Origin of the sequence: Bradyrhizobium sp. LjRoot220 (assembly GCF_964252915.1) — a bacterium.
Classification (GTDB): Bacteria; Pseudomonadota; Alphaproteobacteria; order Rhizobiales; family Xanthobacteraceae; genus Bradyrhizobium.
Genome location: NZ_CAXUPS020000014.1, coordinates 87,048 through 104,568, shown reverse-complemented (window position 1 = coordinate 104,568; position 17,521 = coordinate 87,048). Strand labels below are relative to the sequence as shown.

The window sequence follows — 17,521 nt, the reverse complement described above, 5'->3', positions numbered from 1 at the left end:
TTCATGACGGCTTCAATTGAGTTGCCGATTGGATCAACATCAATGGAAGCGTCATGAATGCGCCGCCGTCGGACGGGCCCGCAGATGCTTACGAACGCAGCATGATCGGCACGAAGCGCGGATTCCGCGACGGCCTGGCTGGTGTGTTCGCGCGCAATTTGGCTTCCAGCCGCAACAAAAAGATTTCCGCAAGCATTGTCTTTCTCCATTGTTTCAGTGTGTATGGAGTTTGGTCGTGCGCCTGACGTTGCCCGTTCGACTGCGCGGCCCGAATTGAGATGTCTCGCTTTGCTTACGTGATCCAGGTCACTGGCAGATTGAGCAGCCCGCGAAACGCCCAACCGCCGATCCGCACCGGCTCGCTGTCGTCGAGCCGCAACCCCTTCAGCCGCGCGAAAATGCCGGGCAAGGCGACGTCGGCGACCATCGCGCGCGAGGCAAAGGCGCCGGCGCAATAATGCGGGCCGGCGCCGAAGGCGATGCTCTTTGAGGTGTCACGGCCGACGTCGAAGCGATCGGGATCGCGGAAAATAGCCTCGTCGCGGTTGGCGGAACCGAACATGAAGAACACGCGGTCCTCCGGTTCGAAATCGACGCCGCCATAGGACCACGGCTTGGCAACGCGCCGCGGCGACATGCCGATCGGCGCGATCCAGCGCGCATATTCCTCGAACACGTCGAGCCACTTTGCCTTGCCGGCCTGAACCAGCGCGAGCTGTTCGGGATGGGTCAGCAGCGCCCAGGTGGCGCCCGCGATGGCGTCGCGCGGCTCGTTCTGGCCGCCCGAGATCGCCAGCTTGATGTTGGCACGGATGCTTTCGATGTTTTGCCCTGCGGCCAGCAGCACGCTGAGGATCGAGGTGTTCGGATGCTTGGTCACCACCGGAATCATGTCGTCGATCGCAGCATCGATGCCTGCGGTGGCGGCGTGGCAGCGCGCCTCCACTTCCTTGTTGCCGCTGTAATTGGCGATGCCGTCGATCATCGCCTGCGACCATGCGTCCATGTCCTGGTAGCGCATGTTGGTCAGCCCGGTGACGTCCTTCAGGCATTCGGCCGACAGCGGCAGCGCCAGCGCCTTGCAAAGATCGGCTTTGCCCTGCGGCACCAGCTCGTCGAGGATGCGGTCGGCATGGCCCTGGAACTGGCGCACCCAGGTGTCGCGCACGGTGCGCGGCGACACCGCCGGAAACATCGCGGCGCGCTCCGACATGTGCGCATCGCCATCCTTGCGCATCATGTTGTGGCCCATCAGCACGTTCATCAGCCCCGCCGGCTGATGCGAGGAGAACACGTCGATGCGCTTCTCCTGGGTGAAGATGTCATCGCGCCTTGTGAACACGGTCGAGCCGAGCTGCGGCACGAACGCGATCGGCGCCTCCTTCCGCATCCGCGCCAGCGCCGGATAGGGATCGGCCCAGAATGCCGATACGTCGACGTCGAAATGCGGGGCGTTGGACATGATCGGGTACCGCGGTTGGGAGCAGATAGTTGCCTTGGCAAGTATGTCATTACGGGGCGTGGCCCGGCAATCGATTTTTCCCGAGTTCCAGGGCCGGCCTAAACCGTCCGGTAGCCGCCATCCACCATCACGATGGTCCCGGAGACGTAGGCGGAGAGATCGGAGGCGAGAAAGACCGCGGGGCCGACGATGTCTTCGGCGGTGCCGGCGCGGCCGAGCGGGGTGTGATCGACGAACACTTTGACCAGCGCCGGATTGCTGGCGCGCACCTTTTCGTTCAGCGGCGTTTCGATGAAGCCCGGGCCGATCGCGTTGACGCGCACGCCGTCCTTGCCGAGTTCGGCCGCGAGCGCCTTGGTGAAGCCGAGCACGCCGTGCTTCGAAGCCGTGTAGGCCGGCGAACTCGGCGTCTTCAGATGCACGAACGACTGGATCGAACCGATATTGACGATGCGCCCCTTGGCGGCGCGCAAGGGTTCGAGGAAGGCATGCGTCACGTTGAAGACGCCGGTGAGGTTGATCGCGATGATGTCTTCCCAATCGTTGATCACGGCTTCCGCCGCGCCGAGCATGCCGTTGCGGCGAGCGATGCCGGCATTGTTGACCAGGATCGAGACTGGCCCGATTTTTGAGGCGATCTCTTTAGCCACCGCAACGCAGTCGTCGCGCCTGGTGACGTCGAGGCGATAGCTCACCGCCTCGCCGCCGGCATCTCGGATTTCTTTTGTCACATTGGCCGCCGCCGCCTCGTTCATATCGAGCAGAACGAGCCCCGCGCCCTCGCTGGCATAACCCTTGGCGATCGCGCGCCCGATGCCGGAGCCTGCGCCGGTGACGACGGCGATGTGATTCTGGAGAAGGGGCATAGGTGTTTCCTCAACCGTTCTGTTTTTATGTGAGGGGCATATTAGAATGCAGATGACGCGCCGTCAGCCCCCGGCGGCTGTCGTCACGCGCGGGGCAGGTGTGTGCGGAGCATGGAGCCGGCTGCGCGAAGCGACCGGCTTTCAAAGCAGCAAGGCCGGCAGGGCGTCGCCCACCGGCCTTTCGATTTGTCGTATGTCGTAGGGTGGGTTAGGCGAAGCCGTAACCCACCGACATTTCTTACAGCTTGCAGGCGCCCTTCTTCAGCATGCCGTCCTTCATCGCGAGCGCCGCGGCGAAGGTCGGGACGGGCTTGCTGACCATCTTGTAGTTCGAGGGGATCGGCTTGGTCGGGATGCTTTCGTCCCAGATCTGGCAGGCGCCGGTGCCTTCCCAGCGGATCAGATGAAACGCGGCTTCGGCAGGACTGGTCGCGGCAAAGGCGGACACGGCGATAGCGGCGGCGGCGCTGAGAGCGGTAAGTCGGTGCATGGGCAAAATCTCCTGTTTGGAAATATCCGGCCGGCCCCCGCAACATGAGATGACGGAGGTGGCGCCCGATGGGGCGGGCATCAATTGAGTGTGGCGAAAACGTGATTGGTTCAAATTTTGGGCCGCGAAAAAGGCCGGCGGGGGCCGGCCTTGATCGAAGCGTTGACGCGCGCTCAGAACGCGCAGGTGCCGTTGCGCAGCAGGCCGTCCTTCAGCACCAGCGCGTCGCCGAAGGTCGGCACTTCGCTGTCGATCACGACGGTGTAATTGCCCGGATACGGCACGGTCGGAATGCTCTGGTCCCAGATCTGGCAGAAGCCGGAATCCTGCCAGCGGATCAGATGGAACGAAGCCTGCGCGGGGCTGGCGGCGGCGAGCGCTGACACGGCAATGCCGGCGACGGCGGCGAAGAGGCAAAGGCGGCGCATGGACGGGTCTCCTGATATCAAGGGGTTTGCGGCTCTCCCGCCGTGAAGGGGGAGGCGCCCGGGGCTTGACGCCCCGGTCAAGGATTATGTCCCGCGAGGGCGCCCTTGGTTCAAGGCGGGGCGGCGAAAATGGCCTACGGGCTCCGCTGAAATCTGCGCTCGCGCGAGCCGCGCGAATAGGCTTTGTCCATCGTATCCATCGGTTACAATCGGCAACGCGCGACTCAACGCTGCGTCGCCGCGTCCGCTCGCCACTTCCAGGGAACCAACTCCATGAAGATGCCATCCACCCTTGCCGTCGCGCTCGCAGCACTCACGGCTTTTGCCGGCCTCATGTCCTCCGTCGCCCATGCCGATGAAGGCACCATCGCGATGACGATCTACAAGGCGGGCTGGGTCATCGGCGGCTCCGGCGGCAGCGGCACGCTTAGTTTCCGCGGCCGGCGCTACGCGCTCTCCACCGGCGGGCTGGATTACGGCTTTGTGTTCGGCGGCTCGAAGACGGTGCTGCGCGGCCGCGTCAGCAACATCTACCGCCCCTCCGACGTTGCCGGCGTCTATGGCGCGGCAGGCGCGGGGCTCGCGATCGGTCGCGGCGCCCGCGCGATCGTGCTGACCAACCAGAAAGGCGCGGTGCTCGAACTCGCCGGCCAGCAGACCGGCCTGATGGCGAACGCCGATTTGAGCGGGCTCGCGATCACGCTGAGGTAGCAGGTGCGCAGGGTGGGTTAGCGAAGCGTAACCCACCATCTTTGCTTACGCGGTGGGTCCCACCCTACGATCTCACTGCAATCTCGCCAGCGACGCCACGCCCTCGATCTCGATCAGCATCTGCGGATTGGGCAGCGCCACCACCACGCAGGTGGTGCGCGCCGGATAGGGCGCCGGCCCGAACGCTTCCGCATAGAGCTTGTTCATGGTGGCGACATCGGACGCCCGCGTCAGCAGCACGTTGAGCTTGACCAGATCGCGGAACGTCGCACCGGCTTCATCAAGGATGCGCTTGATGTTGGTGACGACGTTGCCGAACTGCGCCTCGAAGCTGTCGGGCAGCGCGCCGTTCGCATCAAAGCCGGGAATGCCCGAGATGAACAAGAGATCGCCGACGCGGGCGGCAAACGACAGCGGCGGGGATTTGACGCCGTCGGGCGGGAGGAAGTGCTTGATCGCTGACATCGGTCACCTCTTTGAATGGCTGACCGCAGCCTAGCATCACAGCCGCCCCCGTGCGACCCCGCTCACGCGTGCCGTTCGTTCATTCCACGGGCTAGCTGTGCCCGGGAACGTCGAGCCCTTCGGTGGTGTACTGGCGGATCTTGTTGCGCAACGTGCGCACGGAAACGCCGAGCACGCGCGCGGCGCGGGTGCGATTGCCGTCGCACCGCGCCAGCGTCTGCACCACGAGTTCGCGCTCGACCGCCTCGACGGTGGAGCCGATCAGCATCGGCACGATTTCATGGGGCGTTAGTTCTTGGAGCGCAAGTTCCTGGGGCGCAAGGCCTTGCGAATCCGGCGACGAAAACTCCCGCGCGCCGGCGGAATAATCCTGGGTCATCAACACCTCCCCGATCAACGCTAGCCCCAAAACACGGAGCAGAAGCATCAGGAATCAACGGCCCCCAAGCCGCTGAGGGCAAGGTGGGCGGAAATGGTTAACGAAATCCTAACGGGGGGAAAAAGGGAGGCTCGCGGTCGCCGCGGCGCGCTGGCGATCGTGTTGAGGACCATCGCAACGCTCTCGCGTCGTCCCTGCGAACGCAGGGACCCATAGCCACCGGTGTTCGCTTGGCGAAGATTGCTTCACCCGTCTCGTTCAACCGAGAGCACAACGCGGTATGGGTCCCTGCGTTCGCAGGGACGACGAAAGGTGAGATTTCGGATTCACATCTCAAACAGCGAGAGGCATACGCGCGATCCGTTGGCAGCTCCTCAGGATGAGGTCTGATAAATAGCGCCGCTCGGAGTGCGCGACGCCAATTGCATTCCATCCGATCCTGAATACGATTGAAGTAGGTGGTTAGCTGCAAGAGGTTTGCAATGCCCCTCAACGCCGACAAACTCGACGACACGGCGCTGGCGCTGCTCTATCTCACGCTCCACGATGACTGGAGGGCGTGGAAAGGAATGGATTGGGGCGTGCTCGGCCGTCTGCATGAAAAGGGCATGATCCACGATCCCGTAGGCAAGGTGAAATCAGTGGTTTTCACACCGGAAGGATTGGAGCGGGCCAAGACGCTGTTTGAAGAGATGTTCAAGAAGTAGGGATGCGGCTGTGGGGCGAGTGAGGCGGAGCCGTGACCCGCCCTTGCGAAAGCGACTCAGCGGCGAGGGCGGGCGGATTACGCTACTAATCCGACCAACGCTCTGCATAACCCGCTGCATACATGATTGGCTCGACACGGTCAGTCCAGACATATCCCACTTCGGATTTCTCCAGATATCCAAGTGGGACGAGTGCCTCAAGCAGTGGTACCAGTCGACCATCTTTTCCGAAAGGAACGCGCCGCTGGGTCGAAAAACCCCAATACTCTGTTCCATAATCTCCGAATAGGTAGACGAGTGTGTACAGCAATTCATCGAACGAGGGGCCAGTTTCCCGACTGGCGACCGCAACGCGATAAGCGTCGTTCAGTTCGCAATTCAAAACGAAATTAGAGGCCCCATTTCCTTTCTCATCGAGAGCTTTAAATATCTTGAGCTTCCAAAGGCAGTCGGCGACACCTTCAAATGTCGAATCCGATAAGTGATGGTAAATTGGCTCGGATACGCCTGGAAACTTAAAGTCCCATCCTCTGGCCCAGCTGTCTGCATGCCAAGCAAGCGCTTGGGCCATCTGACCATAGGCGTTCTGTTCCGCTTCGTTCATCACCGCTACTGAATGAGAGGTTAGCTCTGCATACGTATTTGCGTGGCGGCGCCCAAATTACGGCGCCGCCATAATTATTCGGAATGAGACGGCGACGCTACAACACCCGATTGCTCTCCTTCACCTTCTCCGCGTCCAGATACACCTGTCCGCCCATCTCCTTGAACTTCTGCGACATCGTCGCCATGCCATCCTCGATCACGCCTGACATCGACATGCCGACGTCGCCACCGGCGACCGCGCGCTTGTCGGGGTCGTTCAGGGTTGCCGCGTAGTCGCGCACGTCCTGCGTGATCTTCATCGAGCAGAATTTTGGGCCGCACATCGAGCAGAAATGGGCGACCTTGTGGGCTTCCTTGGGCAGCGTTTCGTCGTGATAGGCGCGGGCTGTTTCCGGATCGAGGCCGAGGTTGAACTGGTCCTCCCAGCGGAAGTCGAAGCGGGCCCTTGAGAGCGCGTCGTCGCGCAGTTGCGCGGCGGGGTGGCCCTTGCCGAGATCGCTCGCGTGGGCGGCGATCTTGTAGGTGATGACGCCGACCTTGACGTCGTCGCGGTTCGGCAGCCCGAGATGCTCCTTCGGCGTCACATAACAAAGCATCGCGCAGCCGAACCAGCCGATCATGGCGGCGCCGATGCCCGAGGTGATGTGGTCGTAGCCCGGCGCGATATCCGTGGTCAGCGGGCCCAAGGTGTAGAACGGCGCCTCGCCGCATTCCTTGAGCTGCTTGTCCATGTTGATCTTGATCTTGTGCAGCGGGACGTGGCCGGGGCCTTCGATCATGACCTGGCAGCCCTTCTTCCAGGCGATCTGCGTCAGCTCGCCGAGCGTCTCCAGTTCGGCGAATTGCGCGCGGTCGTTGGCGTCGGCGATCGAGCCCGGTCGCAGGCCGTCGCCGAGCGAGAACGAGACGTCGTATTTGCGCATCAGGTCGCAGATCTCTTCGAAGTGGGTGTAGAGGAAGCTCTCCTTGTGATGCGCCAGGCACCACTTCGCCATGATCGAGCCGCCGCGCGAGACAATGCCGGTGACGCGGTTGGCGGTGAGGTGGATGTAGGGCAGGCGCACGCCGGCGTGGATGGTGAAATAGTCGACGCCCTGTTCGCACTGCTCGATCAGCGTGTCTTTGTAGAGCTCCCAGGTCAGCTTGACGGGATCGCCGTCGCACTTCTCCAGCGCTTGATAAATGGGCACGGTGCCGATCGGGATCGGGGCATTGCGCAGGATCCATTCGCGCGTGGTGTGGATGTTGCGGCCGGTCGAGAGGTCCATCACGGTGTCGGCGCCCCAGCGGATCGCCCACACCATCTTGTCGACCTCCTCTTCGACCGACGAGGTCACCGCCGAGTTGCCGATATTGGCGTTGATCTTGGTGAGAAAATTGCGGCCGATGATCATCGGCTCGAGTTCGGCATGGTTGATGTTGCAGGGAATGATGGCGCGGCCGCGCGCGATTTCACTGCGCACGAATTCCGGCGTCACGAACGCCGGCACCGCGGCGCCGAAGCTCTCGCCGTCGGCCAATGTGGCTTCGGCGCGTTCGAGCTGCACCTTGCGGCCGAGGTTCTCGCGGGTCGCGACGTAGATCATCTCCTTGGTGATGATCCCGGCGCGGGCGAATTCGAGCTGCGTGATCATGTGATCACCTGTCCCGCGCAGCGGCTTGTGGTGCGCGGTGAAGGCTTTTGCGGCATGGGAAGCGCCGACATTGCCATTGTCTTCCGGCTTGATGTCGCGGCCCTGGTACTCCTCGACGCCGCCGCGCTCCTTCACCCATTCGATGCGCGCGCGCTTCAGGCCGGCGTTGACGTCGATGGTGACCTCAGGATCGGTGTAGGGACCGGAGGTGTCGTAGACCGGCAGGTTCGGCTCGCCGGCGCCTTCGCTCAGAATAATCTCGCGCAGGGGAACGCGGACATCCGGCGCCTCGTCGGGCGTCACCCAGATTTTGCGCGAGGCCGGGAGCGGCCCGGTGGTGACGGCGGGCAGGGTGGTGTCGGGGTTGGAGCGGATGTTCATGTTATCCTCCGTTGAATTTCTATCTTTGCGATTCGTGCTGGCCGTCATCCTGAGGTGCGAGCACTTGCGAGCCTCGAAGGATGGAGCCGGGCCGTCGCCCTTCGAGGGCCGCTGAAGAAGCGGCCACCTCAGGGTGACGGATAACTGTCAATTTCATCACGCGGCCTTCGCATCCTGGCCGAGCCATTGCCTCACCCGCGCGTCGGGGTCGGTATTTCCGGTGACGTCGCTGACCACCGCGATCGAGTCGGCGCCTGCCGCAAAGATCTCGACGGATTGTTCGAACTTGATGCCGCCGATCGCGACCAGCGGGATGTTGCCGATGCGCTTTTTCCATTCGGTGATTTTGGGAATGCCCTGCGGCGCGAAGCGCATCGATTTCAGCGTGGTCGGAAAAATCGGCCCGAGCGCGATGTAATCCGGGTTGGCGGCAAGCGCGGTCGCCAGTTCCTCGTCGTCATGGGTGGAGATGCCGAGCGTCAGGCCGGCTCTTCGGATTTCATTGAGGTCGGCGCCGACCAGATCTTCCTGGCCGAGATGCAGGTGCTCGGCACCGGCCACGATGGCCGCGCGCCAGTAATCATTGACCACGAGCTTTGTCGTCGTGCCTTTTGTCGCCGCGAGCGCGTCGCTGACGATCTGCAGCGCCTCGGAGTCGTTGAGATCCTTGGCGCGCAACTGAATGGTGCCGACGCCAAGCGCGGTCAGCCGCTTCACCCATCTGACGCTGTCAACGACGGGATAGAATTTATCAGGATACGGCATGCCAGAACGGTGTCCCGATGACAGGGGTTGAAGGGGAGGCGAAATCGCGGGCTTCCATCAGCCCGGCTTCATAGGCGGTACGGCCGGCCTCGACGCCGAGGCGAAACGCGTTGGCCATCGCGACGGGGTCGGCGGCCTTTGCGATGGCCGTGTTGAGCAGCACCGCGTCGTAGCCGAGTTCGAGCGCCTGCGCTGCGTGCGAGGGCGCGCCGAGACCGGCATCGACCACCAGCGTGATGTCAGGCAGCCGGTCGCGCAGCAGTTTCAGCGCGTCGCGGTTGGTGATACCTTTTGCGCTTCCAATGGGCGAGGCCCACGGCATCACCACCTTGCAACCCGCATCGACCAGCCGCATCGCGACGCCGAGGTCCTCGGTGCAGTAGGGAAATACTTCAAAGCCGTCCTTGATCAGGATGGCGGCTGCTTCCACCAGCCCAACCACGTCGGGCTGCAGCGTGTCGTTGTCGGCGATCACTTCCAGCTTGATCCAGGGCGTGCCGAACAATTCGCGCGCCAGCTTTGCCGTGGTCACGGCCTCGCGCACGCTGCGGCAGCCGGCGGTGTTCGGCAGCACTGACACGTCGAGCTCGCGGATCAGCGACCAGAACGCATCCCCGGTCTTGCCGCCGGCAGCTTCCCGCCGCAGCGACACCGTGACGATGTTGGCGCCGGAGGCGCGGATCGCTCCCTGCATGATCGCCGGCGAGGGGTAGAGCGCGCTGCCGATCAGGAGGCGGGAGGTGAAGGTCTTGCCGTAGAAGTTCAGCATGGTGTTAATTCCTGTCGTCCCGGCCCCAACTTGTCATCCTCGCGAAAGCGGGGATCCAGTACGCCGGGAAGCCAGCGTTTCGACCGATAAGCCGCGGCGTACTGGGTCGCCCGGTCAAGCCGGGCGATGACAGCGGAGTTTGAGGCAATCCCAACCTGTCGTCCCTGCGAACGCTCAGATGCGCAATTGCGCATCGGGGGACCCATACCGCGTGACCTCGCTTGGTGGCACAGTGGCAGACGCCTCCCGCAACCACACTCGCCGGTGGCTATGGGTCCCTGCGTTCGCAGGGACGACGGGGGAGGAGAGTTCGTATGTACCATCCTCACCCTCCCTGCCGCGGCGTGATGATCTCGATCTCGTCGCCGTTCTTGATCGGCGTTTCGGCCCAGCGGCTTTTCGGCAGCACGTCGTAGTTCAGCGCGATCGCGAAATGCGTGCCTTCGTATTCGAGTTCGCTGAGCAGCGCGTCGATGCGGGCGGCGTTGATTTCCCGCGCCTCGCCATTGATGGTCACACGCATTGCATCACCTCATTGTCGATCACGCCGCGCTGCACGTAGGCCAGCGTCAGCTCCGCCAGCGCCGGGGCCAGCAGAAAACCGTGGCGATAGAGTCCGTTGACGGTGATGTTCTCGCTGTCGACTGATATCCGCGGCAGATTGTCAGGATAGGCCGGGCGCAGCCCGGAGCCGAACTCGACGATGCGGGCTTCGGCGAATGCCGGATGCACGGCATAGGCCGCGCCCAGCAGTTCGAGCGCGGACCGCACGCTGACGCCGGTGTCCTCGGCCTCGATCGAGGTCGCGCCCAGCATGAATTTGCCGTCGCCGCGCGGGATCACATAGAGCGGCCAGCGCGGATGGATCAGCCGGACCGGGCGCGCCAGCTCGACTTCCGATGTTTCGACGATGATCATCTCGCCCTTGACGCCGCGCAGCTCCGGTTGCGCGTCGCGCGCGGCCAGGCCGCGGCAATCGATCACGATGCCGTCGAGATTGTCCGCATCCGCGTCGCTGTTGAATTGGATTTTTCCGCCCGCTGCGGCGATGCGGGCGTGCAGTTCCGGCAGCACCCGCCGCGGCTCGACATGGCCTTCGTCGGCATAAAACAGCCCGTCACGAAACCGCCCCTCCAGCGAGGGCTCGAGTTCGCGCAACCCCTGCGCGTCGAGCCTGATGTGGCCGGTGGTGAGTTTCGCAAAGCGTTCGAAATCGGCGCGGTCGCGCGCATGCGCCACGACCAGCGATCCGTTGAACGGGGTGTCGGGAAAATGCTCGCGCCACAGATCCAGCGAGCGGAGGCCGAGCCGGCCGATCACGGGCTCGGAAGCCTCGGCCTCGCACCAGGGCGCCAGCATGCCGCCGGCCCAATGGCTGGTGGCCAGCGTCATCGCAGCGTCACTGCGCTCATACAGGGTGACGGCGTGGCCAGCCTGCGCGAACAGCAGGGCCTGCCATGCGCCGGCAATGCCCGCACCGATGATGGAGACGTGGGAATCCCCCCGCGGTCTCGAACTCTGAAACATCCCTGTCCCTTCGCCGGCATGACCCGGATCAGGTTCAAAGGGTCACCGCGGTCCCAAACCCTGCCATCCGGCAGGTCCAAGCTTGCGGTATCTCAGCTCCTCATCGGAGCCCCCCTCGGAACAGGTCTAATGTAAGCCGATGTGGGAGCGTGTCAACGCGGCTGAATCGGAACCGCACCGGTCTCTCGTGCCCCAGGCGTAAAATCGCTATTTTGGCGCTTTAGGAGTGCTCATCGGAGGCTCTACCGCCTTCGGCGGAGCGCTCGCCAGCACCGGCGCGGGAAGCGTCGATCGTTCCAGGCGCTGGCGTTTTGCGACATAGTAATAGCCGCCGGCATATAAACGCACGGCGCGGGCGTGGTCGCTGTTGGCGGCGCGCCAGGCGCCGGCGAGGTATTTGACGCCATAGGTGAGATTGGTGTCGGGATCGCGCAGGCCTGCGGCGTCGCCGGTATAGCCAAGGCCGCGCGCGGTCGCGAGCTTGATCTGCATCAGCCCGATGGTGCCGCCGCGCCCGACCAGGCCGGGATGATATTTGCTCTCGCGAACGATCACGCGGTGCACCAGTGCTTCCGGCACGTTGTTGGCGCTGGCATGGGCCGCGACCAGGCTGTCATATTGCGCGCGCTGCTGCGCCGCGGCCGGCGACGAAGCCAGCAGCGCTGCGACGACGGCGAGCCAGGAAAGGTTAGACCAGGAGAAGAGGTTCAGCATAGCTTTCATCAGAAAAATCTCGGCGGGGTGCAACCTGCGCGTTAACGATTTGCGTACCACGATTGTTGCGGAGGATCGATAGAGCGAGAATCCGACGCCATTGCGGCGATCCATTCGAAACAGGATTGCCGAAACAGGATTGCGGCGATTCGTCCGAGCATGTTTGTCGTGCAAATGATTCGGGGAAGGTCTAAAAGATTTCGCGACAGCGTGTTCAGTTTCGACAGCAAACCTGTCTATTTCAAATACAAAACAAAAAAATCAGTGAGGGAGATGCGCCATGGCCCGATTGGATTCCGGCTATTTGCCTCGTGAAAATCCCTGTGCCCAGTGCGGAACGCCGATCCCGAGGCCCGACTGGATCGAAAGCAATGCAGGCCGTACGTCCTTTCTCTGGTATTGCCGCGCCTGCGATTATCGCTTCGAGGCCGTCGCGGTCTACGAGGAATCCCACCCGGATTCACTGGCGGCCTGACGCTTGAGGTACGCCGCCGAGCGCTTGCTCTGCTGGTGAACCGGCAACTCGATCCGCACCACCATCCCATGCGGCTCGCGCTCGTGCAGCGACGACGCGCCGCGATGCGCGAGCACGATGGCGTTCGCAATGGTAAGGCTGAAGCCCGCGGCGTCGTTCATCCGCGTGCCGTATTGCGCGGCGATGAGTTGCAGCAAGGGAAGCATGGCTGTCTCATTTTGCGGTGCGGGAACCCGGCACCGGCTGGCGCGTTAAATCGTTCATTCACGTGTGGAGGGTCCGATGGCAATTGACGTCACGACCACGCCGCATCAGTTGATCGCGAGCGATCGTGTCGAAGGCACCGCAGTGCGTCGGCCGAACGGCGACATGATCGGCCATATTGAACGGCTGATGATCGACAAGGTTTCCGGCAAGGTATCCTACGCGGTCTTGAGCTTCGGCGGATTCCTCGGCATGGGCACCAATCTGCTTCCGTTGCCTTGGGGCCGGCTTCGCTACAATACCAAATTCGAAGCTTACGAACTCGACATCGACGAAGAGGAGTTGAAGCGCGCGCCGTCGTTCCGCGCCGACAAGGATTTCGATTGGGGCGATCGCGTGCAGGAAGCGGAACTGCATCGCTACTATGGCATGCCGCCTTACTGGGGCGGGTTCTGATCATGTGATCGTCTGTTCCATTTTCAAATCAGTGGAACACTTGTCCAATTGGCGGGTTTTCTCAGCATCGATTTCTGACCTGAGGAGAACCCGTATGTTAGCCAAATATACCATTGCCGGCTTGGCCGGTTCTGCGTTGCTTGCGACTGTCGCGTTCGCACAGGCGCCGACGGCTCCCGCTGAAACGAAGGCACCTGCGCCTGCGACAGCGTCGGACATGTCTTCGTCGTACCAGGGCACCTGGCGCACCTCGAAGATGATCGGGCTGAGCGTGTACAACGACAAGAATGAAAGTCTCGGTTCGATCAACGACATGCTCACCGACAAGAACGGTGACATCAAGGCCGTCGTGATCGGCGTTGGCGGCTTCCTCGGCGTCGGCGAGCATCTGGTCGCGGTGCCCATCGACAAGGTCAAGTTCACCACCGAGCCCGTCGCCTATACCGGCGCCGCAAACGCGCCCGGTGCAGGTGGCAGCGCACGGCCGGGAACGACCACGACCACAGGTGCGGCAACGACCCCCGCGCCGAAGGCGAATCCCTGGTATCCGGATCACGCCGTGTTCAGCGCGACCAAGGATGAACTGAAGGCGATGCCCGAGTTCAAGTATTCGACCAACTAAGGCCGCGGGCTTAAGTCGCGACTAGTCTGGAAAGGCCGGACGGCATTGTTGCCGCCCGGCCTTTTGTCTTGATGGCACTCGCGCTGCGCGAGCAATGCTGCAGCGCATCCTATCAGGCCCGAAATCCCGATGTTAGGCTGAAGCACGGCAGGGGCAGCTTCAAGTCCTGCCGGCAACATCAACGGGAGGACGACGACATGGCTGAGAGCGTCTACAAGGTGATTGAGCTGATCGGTACCAGCAAGGACTCCTGGGAAAAGGCCGCCGCCGCGGCCGTCGCCAGGGCCGGCAAATCCTTGCGCAATCTTCGCGTCGCCGAAGTCGTGCAGCTCGATTTACAACTGGACGCCAAGGGCAAGGTCGAAGCCTACCGCGCCAAGATGAAAGTCTCGTTCAAGTTCGAAGGATGATGCGTGAAGGGTGATGCGTAAGGTGGGCAAAGACGCGCAAGCGCCGTGCCCACTTTTTTGTCAGGAATCAGACCTCATCCCCGCGTGAGCGTAAGCTCATCGCTGGAGGAGCGGCGCCTTCGCCGCGTCTCGAAGGATGGGCACGGACACAGTGCGGGCCTCATGGTTCGCCCGGCGATGCCAACGGGTCGCGCGAATGCGCGCCCGATGACAGGCTCCGCGTCGTCCGGAGACGCGCAAGAAGCGCTCCTCACCATGAGGATTGCGCAGCCGACCGCCTCACAATCCCGGAAGCGCCGTCACAAACACATTGATGGCGCCTTCGGCTTCCGCGATCACGCGCAGCGTTTTTGAATCGAAGGCGATGTCGGCCAGCCGTAGCTTGGTGATCTCGGCCGCGACGCGAAGGCCGTCCTCGTTCTTCTGGAAGTCGGCGATCACGGCGGCGATCTTTTTCTGCGCATTGCTGGCGAACGGCTTGAGATCGACGGTGGCCTTGTCCGCCAGCGCCTTCTGCAGATGCGGCATCGCCGCGCGCGCTGCCGCGCCCAGCAGGCCGAATGCCGCTTCGGACTCGACAGCAAGCTCGATATCGGTCAGCCGCAGGGTCTGCTGCGCCTGATCGAGCGCCGGCTTGCCCCAGATATGCACATTGGCCTCGCCGCCGAAGCCGAAAAAGCTCTTCTTCTCCCTGGCATTCACCAGCAGCGAGATCAGCAGGCGGTCGCCGGAGGCCGCCACCGTGGCACGCCTGACGGTGACATCGACCGACCCCGAGCCATCTTCGGGAAACGTCTTTCCGGCGAACTGCGCCTCGACGATCCTGTTGATCTCGGTAAAGGGCATGTCGACGGGGACGCCGATCGCGACCCGGCCCGGCGTCGGCGGCACGATCGAGATGGTGGCGGGGAACGGACAACTGGGCTTGGTCTCGACCGGGGTGATGCGGGTCTCGGCCTCGATGCCGAGCGTCAGGATCAGCGCCTGCGCGTCGACGCGCGGCTGGGCGGCGATCGCCCGGGTCGGCCGCAGCTCCAGCCACAGCGCCGGCAGCGACGAACTCGTGCCGACACCCTGCAGCGGGATCGAGCGGCACGCCTTGGCCCATTGCAGCTTCGCGTTGTTCTCAAATGCGGGATCGTTGCGCATCCGCGTCTGTACCTGACTGATCTGATCGGCGACCGTCTTGTCGATCAGCGGCTTGACCTGCGCCGGCACGTTGATGCGGGCGCCGGCCATTGTCAGGCTGGTGTCGCCCAGATTGACCTGGGCGGCGAGATTGGGCTCGATGCGCCAGGCAGCGGCGATCTTCGGCCGCGCGGTAATCACGACATTGCCCTTGATCTCGGCTGACGCGTTGAGGTTCTTGATGTTCACGCTGCCGATCTGCTTGGCGACGTTGCCGCCGAGCAAGCCACCGAGCGCATCGCCGACCGCACCCGTCGCCTTTCCCGACAGCGAACCCGTGACGTTGAGGGTCCCCGTCAGCGGCGTCGTCAGCGTCAGCAGGTCCTGCCCGCCGGTCGCGGCGATCGGCCCGCGCGAGGCGGTCCAGCCGATGTCGGCGTTCTGCAGGATCTGCGAGATGGGATTTTCGGCCTTGCCGTTGAAGGCGCGCGGCGAACCGCGATCGGCGGCGTCGCGGATCGCCGACAGCGCCACCGAGATCGGCGCCATCACCGTGGAGCTGCGCGGGGCGGGAGCGAGCGGCGGCAATTCGACAAGCGCCGGCGGCTTGACCGTGCCGCTCGGCGCCAGCCAATCCATCGCCTTCAGGCTGATCAGAAACGAGACCGCGACTACCGCAACCCCGATCAAGATAGTCTTCAGATGCATCGGCAGACGCATCGTCCCCCCGGACCGATTGAACCAGCGAGCGTTTTACAGGCGCGGCGAGGGGGACGCCAGAGTGGGGTGGAACTCATCATGTTATCCATTAACGCGAAACCTCCGCCAGGCCTTGTGCGGATAAGTCAAGCAAGGCTTGGCGAGATGGCGGATTAGCGGCACGACGGCGGCAGGCGCCCGGCGATTTGCCGCGCTCACTATTAATTGCGATATCTTGATCGGGTTGCCGTCAAGACCGATTGGATTGAGATGGCGCGCGGACTTGCCGCCGGCAACGCTCTGGAAGAGATCGCCGCAGATGGCGGTGTGGCCATGTCGACCGTGCGCTCGCAACTGCGCCAGGTGCTGGAAAAAACCGGATGCTCCCGCCAGGCCGAGGTCGTGTCGCTGCTGGCCAGTCACGCTGGATCGGAATCCGGCAACGAACTAGCCGCTCGCGCGCTTAATCGCTTTCTCCATCTATTTCAGCCGCCTTCATCCGTTTGGGGGATGCGGCCAGGGCCGGCCGGCTTCACTATCGGATCAGCTTCAAGGACTGCAACAGCGGTTTGCGAGAACCCGGATTTCATGACGTATGGATAATTTCGGCTCGGCCCGCCGGTCGCTTCGACCGGCGGGCTTATTGCATTTTGAACGCAGCACGCGCGCGAAAACGGCCCCGGCGAATGCCGGAGCCGTCTCGGATTTCGACGATGGAAAAGTTTTAGCGGGTGGTGCCGAGGTCGGCGCGGCGATCCCGCATCGGCAGCACGATCACCTTGGTGCCGACGCCGACCCGCGAATAGAGGTCGCTGACGTCCTCATTGGTGAGGCGCAGGCAACCGGAGGAAACGCGGGTGCCGATCGTCTCCGGAGCATTGGTGCCGTGGATGCGATAGATGGTGCCGCCGAGATACATGGCGCGGGCGCCGAGCGGGTTACCCGGGCCACCGGTCATGTGACGCGGCAAATAGGGCTGGCGGGCGATCATTTCCGGGGGCGGCGTCCAGGCCGGCCATTCCGCCTTCCTGGTAATTGTCTGGGTGCCGGACCAGGTGAAGCCGTCACGGCCGATGCCGATGCCGTAGCGCATCGCCTGGCCGTTGCCCATCACCAGATAGAGATAGGTGTTGGGGGTGTCGATGATGATGGTGCCCGGCGCTTCGCGGGTATTGTAGTTCACCACCTGGCGACGCAGGCGGGCGGGCAGCTCGAAGCGCTCTTCGTCCTGCGAGGGAGCAACCGCCACCGGCGGCGGAGCGGCTTCGACCGGGGGCGCCATGAAGAACGGAAACAGCGGCAGCGGCGCTGCGGCGGCGGGTGCGGAAAATACGGTGGCGCCAATCGTGATTGCGCCGAACGCGGCGGCAGCGAGGCGGGTATTCAGCTTGAATGAATTGAACATCGGTCGTCCCCTTCAGTTTGCGCCCTGTCGCGCCAGTTTCAGCGCGTCGTTGAGCAAACCAGTACAGGCCAACCGTTTCAGGACATTTGCACAATGTCGCCAAAATGGTTTCGTCGCGTTAGGGAATTGTTTCAGGACGGCTTCGTCGCAGGATAGCGGCGGTGCGGCTGATGCGTGCGCAAAACATTAAGGAAATAGGGAAAATGCGTGGATTTGCT

Annotated in this window: 24 protein-coding genes and 1 riboswitch; of the genes, 8 read left to right on the top strand and 16 right to left on the bottom strand. The window is 63.1% G+C overall.

The genetic code is table 11. The annotated features are described in order from the left end of the window. Nucleotides 1-53: 53 nt before the first annotated feature. Nucleotides 54-245 carry a hypothetical protein gene (locus tag ACSQ84_RS34125; protein ID WP_436216142.1) on the top strand — a complete coding sequence of 64 codons (192 nt, stop codon included), beginning with the start codon at nt 54-56 and terminating at the stop codon, nt 243-245. Nucleotides 246-292: 47 nt separating this feature from the next. On the opposite strand, the gene ACSQ84_RS34120 is transcribed toward ACSQ84_RS34125, so the two are convergent. From ACSQ84_RS34120 to ACSQ84_RS34105, 4 genes are all read right to left on the bottom strand, one after another. After that, the gene (locus tag ACSQ84_RS34120) at nt 293-1,462 is read right to left on the bottom strand and encodes a cytochrome P450 (protein WP_436216141.1); all 1,170 of its coding nucleotides are present in this window, start codon (nt 1,460-1,462) and stop codon (nt 293-295) included. 98 nt (nt 1,463-1,560) lie between these two features. Continuing rightward, nucleotides 1,561-2,328, bottom strand: a complete 768-nt coding sequence (locus ACSQ84_RS34115) for an SDR family NAD(P)-dependent oxidoreductase (protein WP_436216140.1) — start codon at nt 2,326-2,328, stop codon at nt 1,561-1,563. A 238-nt stretch (nt 2,329-2,566) separates the two neighbouring features. After that, entirely contained in the window at nt 2,567-2,818 is a 252-nt protein-coding gene (locus ACSQ84_RS34110) for a hypothetical protein (RefSeq protein ID WP_436216139.1), read from the bottom strand. A gap of 173 nt (nt 2,819-2,991) precedes the next feature. Next, on the bottom strand, nt 2,992-3,246 hold the full coding sequence (locus tag ACSQ84_RS34105) for a hypothetical protein (protein WP_436216138.1): 255 nt from the start codon (nt 3,244-3,246) through the stop codon (nt 2,992-2,994). Nucleotides 3,247-3,519: 273 nt separating this feature from the next. Between ACSQ84_RS34105 and ACSQ84_RS34100 the strand changes: the two genes are divergently transcribed. Beyond that, a complete protein-coding gene (locus ACSQ84_RS34100; protein ID WP_436216137.1) occupies nt 3,520-3,957 on the top strand; it encodes a hypothetical protein in 438 nt (145 codons plus the stop codon). 72 nt (nt 3,958-4,029) lie between these two features. Here the strand turns inward: ACSQ84_RS34100 and ACSQ84_RS34095 are convergent, their stop codons facing one another. After that, nucleotides 4,030-4,422, bottom strand: coding sequence for a RidA family protein (locus tag ACSQ84_RS34095; protein ID WP_436216136.1), 393 nt, complete (start codon nt 4,420-4,422; stop codon nt 4,030-4,032). Nucleotides 4,423-4,513: 91 nt separating this feature from the next. Beyond that, nucleotides 4,514-4,801 carry a helix-turn-helix domain-containing protein gene (locus tag ACSQ84_RS34090; RefSeq protein ID WP_436216135.1) on the bottom strand — a complete coding sequence of 96 codons (288 nt, stop codon included), beginning with the start codon at nt 4,799-4,801 and terminating at the stop codon, nt 4,514-4,516. A 482-nt stretch (nt 4,802-5,283) separates the two neighbouring features. Between ACSQ84_RS34090 and ACSQ84_RS34085 the strand changes: the two genes are divergently transcribed. Beyond that, nucleotides 5,284-5,508, top strand: coding sequence for a DUF6429 family protein (locus ACSQ84_RS34085; protein WP_436216134.1), 225 nt, complete (start codon nt 5,284-5,286; stop codon nt 5,506-5,508). 85 nt (nt 5,509-5,593) lie between these two features. Here ACSQ84_RS34085 and ACSQ84_RS34080 read toward each other — a convergent pair whose 3' ends face one another. The 7 genes from ACSQ84_RS34080 to ACSQ84_RS34050 all read right to left on the bottom strand — a co-directional run bounded on the left by ACSQ84_RS34080 (nt 5,594) and on the right by ACSQ84_RS34050 (nt 11,913). After that, nucleotides 5,594-6,112 carry a hypothetical protein gene (locus ACSQ84_RS34080; RefSeq protein ID WP_436216133.1) on the bottom strand — a complete coding sequence of 173 codons (519 nt, stop codon included), beginning with the start codon at nt 6,110-6,112 and terminating at the stop codon, nt 5,594-5,596. A 97-nt stretch (nt 6,113-6,209) separates the two neighbouring features. Beyond that, entirely contained in the window at nt 6,210-8,129 is a 1,920-nt protein-coding gene (thiC, locus tag ACSQ84_RS34075) for a phosphomethylpyrimidine synthase ThiC (RefSeq protein ID WP_436216132.1), read from the bottom strand. Nucleotides 8,130-8,285: 156 nt separating this feature from the next. Next, nucleotides 8,286-8,894 (bottom strand): thiamine phosphate synthase, encoded by a 609-nt coding sequence (locus tag ACSQ84_RS34070; RefSeq protein WP_436216131.1) that lies wholly within the window; start codon nt 8,892-8,894, stop codon nt 8,286-8,288. Further along, the gene (locus ACSQ84_RS34065) at nt 8,881-9,663 is read right to left on the bottom strand and encodes a thiazole synthase (protein ID WP_436216130.1); all 783 of its coding nucleotides are present in this window, start codon (nt 9,661-9,663) and stop codon (nt 8,881-8,883) included. The genes ACSQ84_RS34070 and ACSQ84_RS34065 overlap by 14 nt, the downstream gene beginning before the upstream one ends. Nucleotides 9,664-9,988: 325 nt before the next feature. Further along, the gene (thiS, locus tag ACSQ84_RS34060) at nt 9,989-10,186 is read right to left on the bottom strand and encodes a sulfur carrier protein ThiS (protein ID WP_436216129.1); all 198 of its coding nucleotides are present in this window, start codon (nt 10,184-10,186) and stop codon (nt 9,989-9,991) included. Continuing rightward, on the bottom strand, nt 10,177-11,190 hold the full coding sequence (locus ACSQ84_RS34055) for an FAD-dependent oxidoreductase (protein WP_436216128.1): 1,014 nt from the start codon (nt 11,188-11,190) through the stop codon (nt 10,177-10,179). The genes thiS and ACSQ84_RS34055 overlap by 10 nt, the downstream gene beginning before the upstream one ends. Continuing rightward, a riboswitch (TPP riboswitch) is annotated at nt 11,178-11,316 on the bottom strand. (Overlaps the previous gene by 13 nt.) A gap of 81 nt (nt 11,317-11,397) precedes the next feature. Beyond that, nucleotides 11,398-11,913, bottom strand: a complete 516-nt coding sequence (locus ACSQ84_RS34050; protein WP_436216127.1) for a transglycosylase SLT domain-containing protein — start codon at nt 11,911-11,913, stop codon at nt 11,398-11,400. A 271-nt stretch (nt 11,914-12,184) separates the two neighbouring features. Between ACSQ84_RS34050 and ACSQ84_RS34045 the strand changes: the two genes are divergently transcribed. After that, nucleotides 12,185-12,379 carry a hypothetical protein gene (locus ACSQ84_RS34045; protein ID WP_436216126.1) on the top strand — a complete coding sequence of 65 codons (195 nt, stop codon included), beginning with the start codon at nt 12,185-12,187 and terminating at the stop codon, nt 12,377-12,379. On the opposite strand, the gene ACSQ84_RS34040 is transcribed toward ACSQ84_RS34045, so the two are convergent. Beyond that, nucleotides 12,343-12,585: a hypothetical protein gene (locus ACSQ84_RS34040; RefSeq protein WP_436216125.1), complete on the bottom strand. Its 243-nt coding sequence runs from the start codon at nt 12,583-12,585 to the stop codon at nt 12,343-12,345. The genes ACSQ84_RS34045 and ACSQ84_RS34040 overlap by 37 nt on opposite strands. Nucleotides 12,586-12,661: 76 nt before the next feature. On the opposite strand from ACSQ84_RS34040, the gene ACSQ84_RS34035 reads away from it, so the two are divergent. The 3 genes from ACSQ84_RS34035 (at nt 12,662) to ACSQ84_RS34025 (ending at nt 14,071) form a co-directional block, all read left to right on the top strand. After that, nucleotides 12,662-13,039, top strand: coding sequence for a PRC-barrel domain-containing protein (locus ACSQ84_RS34035; RefSeq protein WP_436216124.1), 378 nt, complete (start codon nt 12,662-12,664; stop codon nt 13,037-13,039). 94 nt (nt 13,040-13,133) lie between these two features. Beyond that, on the top strand, nt 13,134-13,661 hold the full coding sequence (locus ACSQ84_RS34030) for a PRC-barrel domain-containing protein (RefSeq protein WP_436216123.1): 528 nt from the start codon (nt 13,134-13,136) through the stop codon (nt 13,659-13,661). Nucleotides 13,662-13,858: 197 nt separating this feature from the next. Next, nucleotides 13,859-14,071, top strand: a complete 213-nt coding sequence (locus ACSQ84_RS34025; protein ID WP_436216122.1) for a dodecin family protein — start codon at nt 13,859-13,861, stop codon at nt 14,069-14,071. A gap of 279 nt (nt 14,072-14,350) precedes the next feature. Here ACSQ84_RS34025 and ACSQ84_RS34020 read toward each other — a convergent pair whose 3' ends face one another. Further along, the gene (locus ACSQ84_RS34020; RefSeq protein ID WP_436216121.1) at nt 14,351-15,919 is read right to left on the bottom strand and encodes a DUF4403 family protein; all 1,569 of its coding nucleotides are present in this window, start codon (nt 15,917-15,919) and stop codon (nt 14,351-14,353) included. A 204-nt stretch (nt 15,920-16,123) separates the two neighbouring features. Here ACSQ84_RS34020 and ACSQ84_RS34015 point away from each other — a divergent pair, with 204 nt between their 5' ends. After that, nucleotides 16,124-16,501 (top strand): helix-turn-helix transcriptional regulator, encoded by a 378-nt coding sequence (locus tag ACSQ84_RS34015; RefSeq protein ID WP_436216120.1) that lies wholly within the window; start codon nt 16,124-16,126, stop codon nt 16,499-16,501. A 121-nt stretch (nt 16,502-16,622) separates the two neighbouring features. Here ACSQ84_RS34015 and ACSQ84_RS34010 read toward each other — a convergent pair whose 3' ends face one another. Beyond that, a complete protein-coding gene (locus tag ACSQ84_RS34010) occupies nt 16,623-17,303 on the bottom strand; it encodes a L,D-transpeptidase (RefSeq protein ID WP_436216119.1) in 681 nt (226 codons plus the stop codon). Nucleotides 17,304-17,521: the final 218 nt, after the last annotated feature.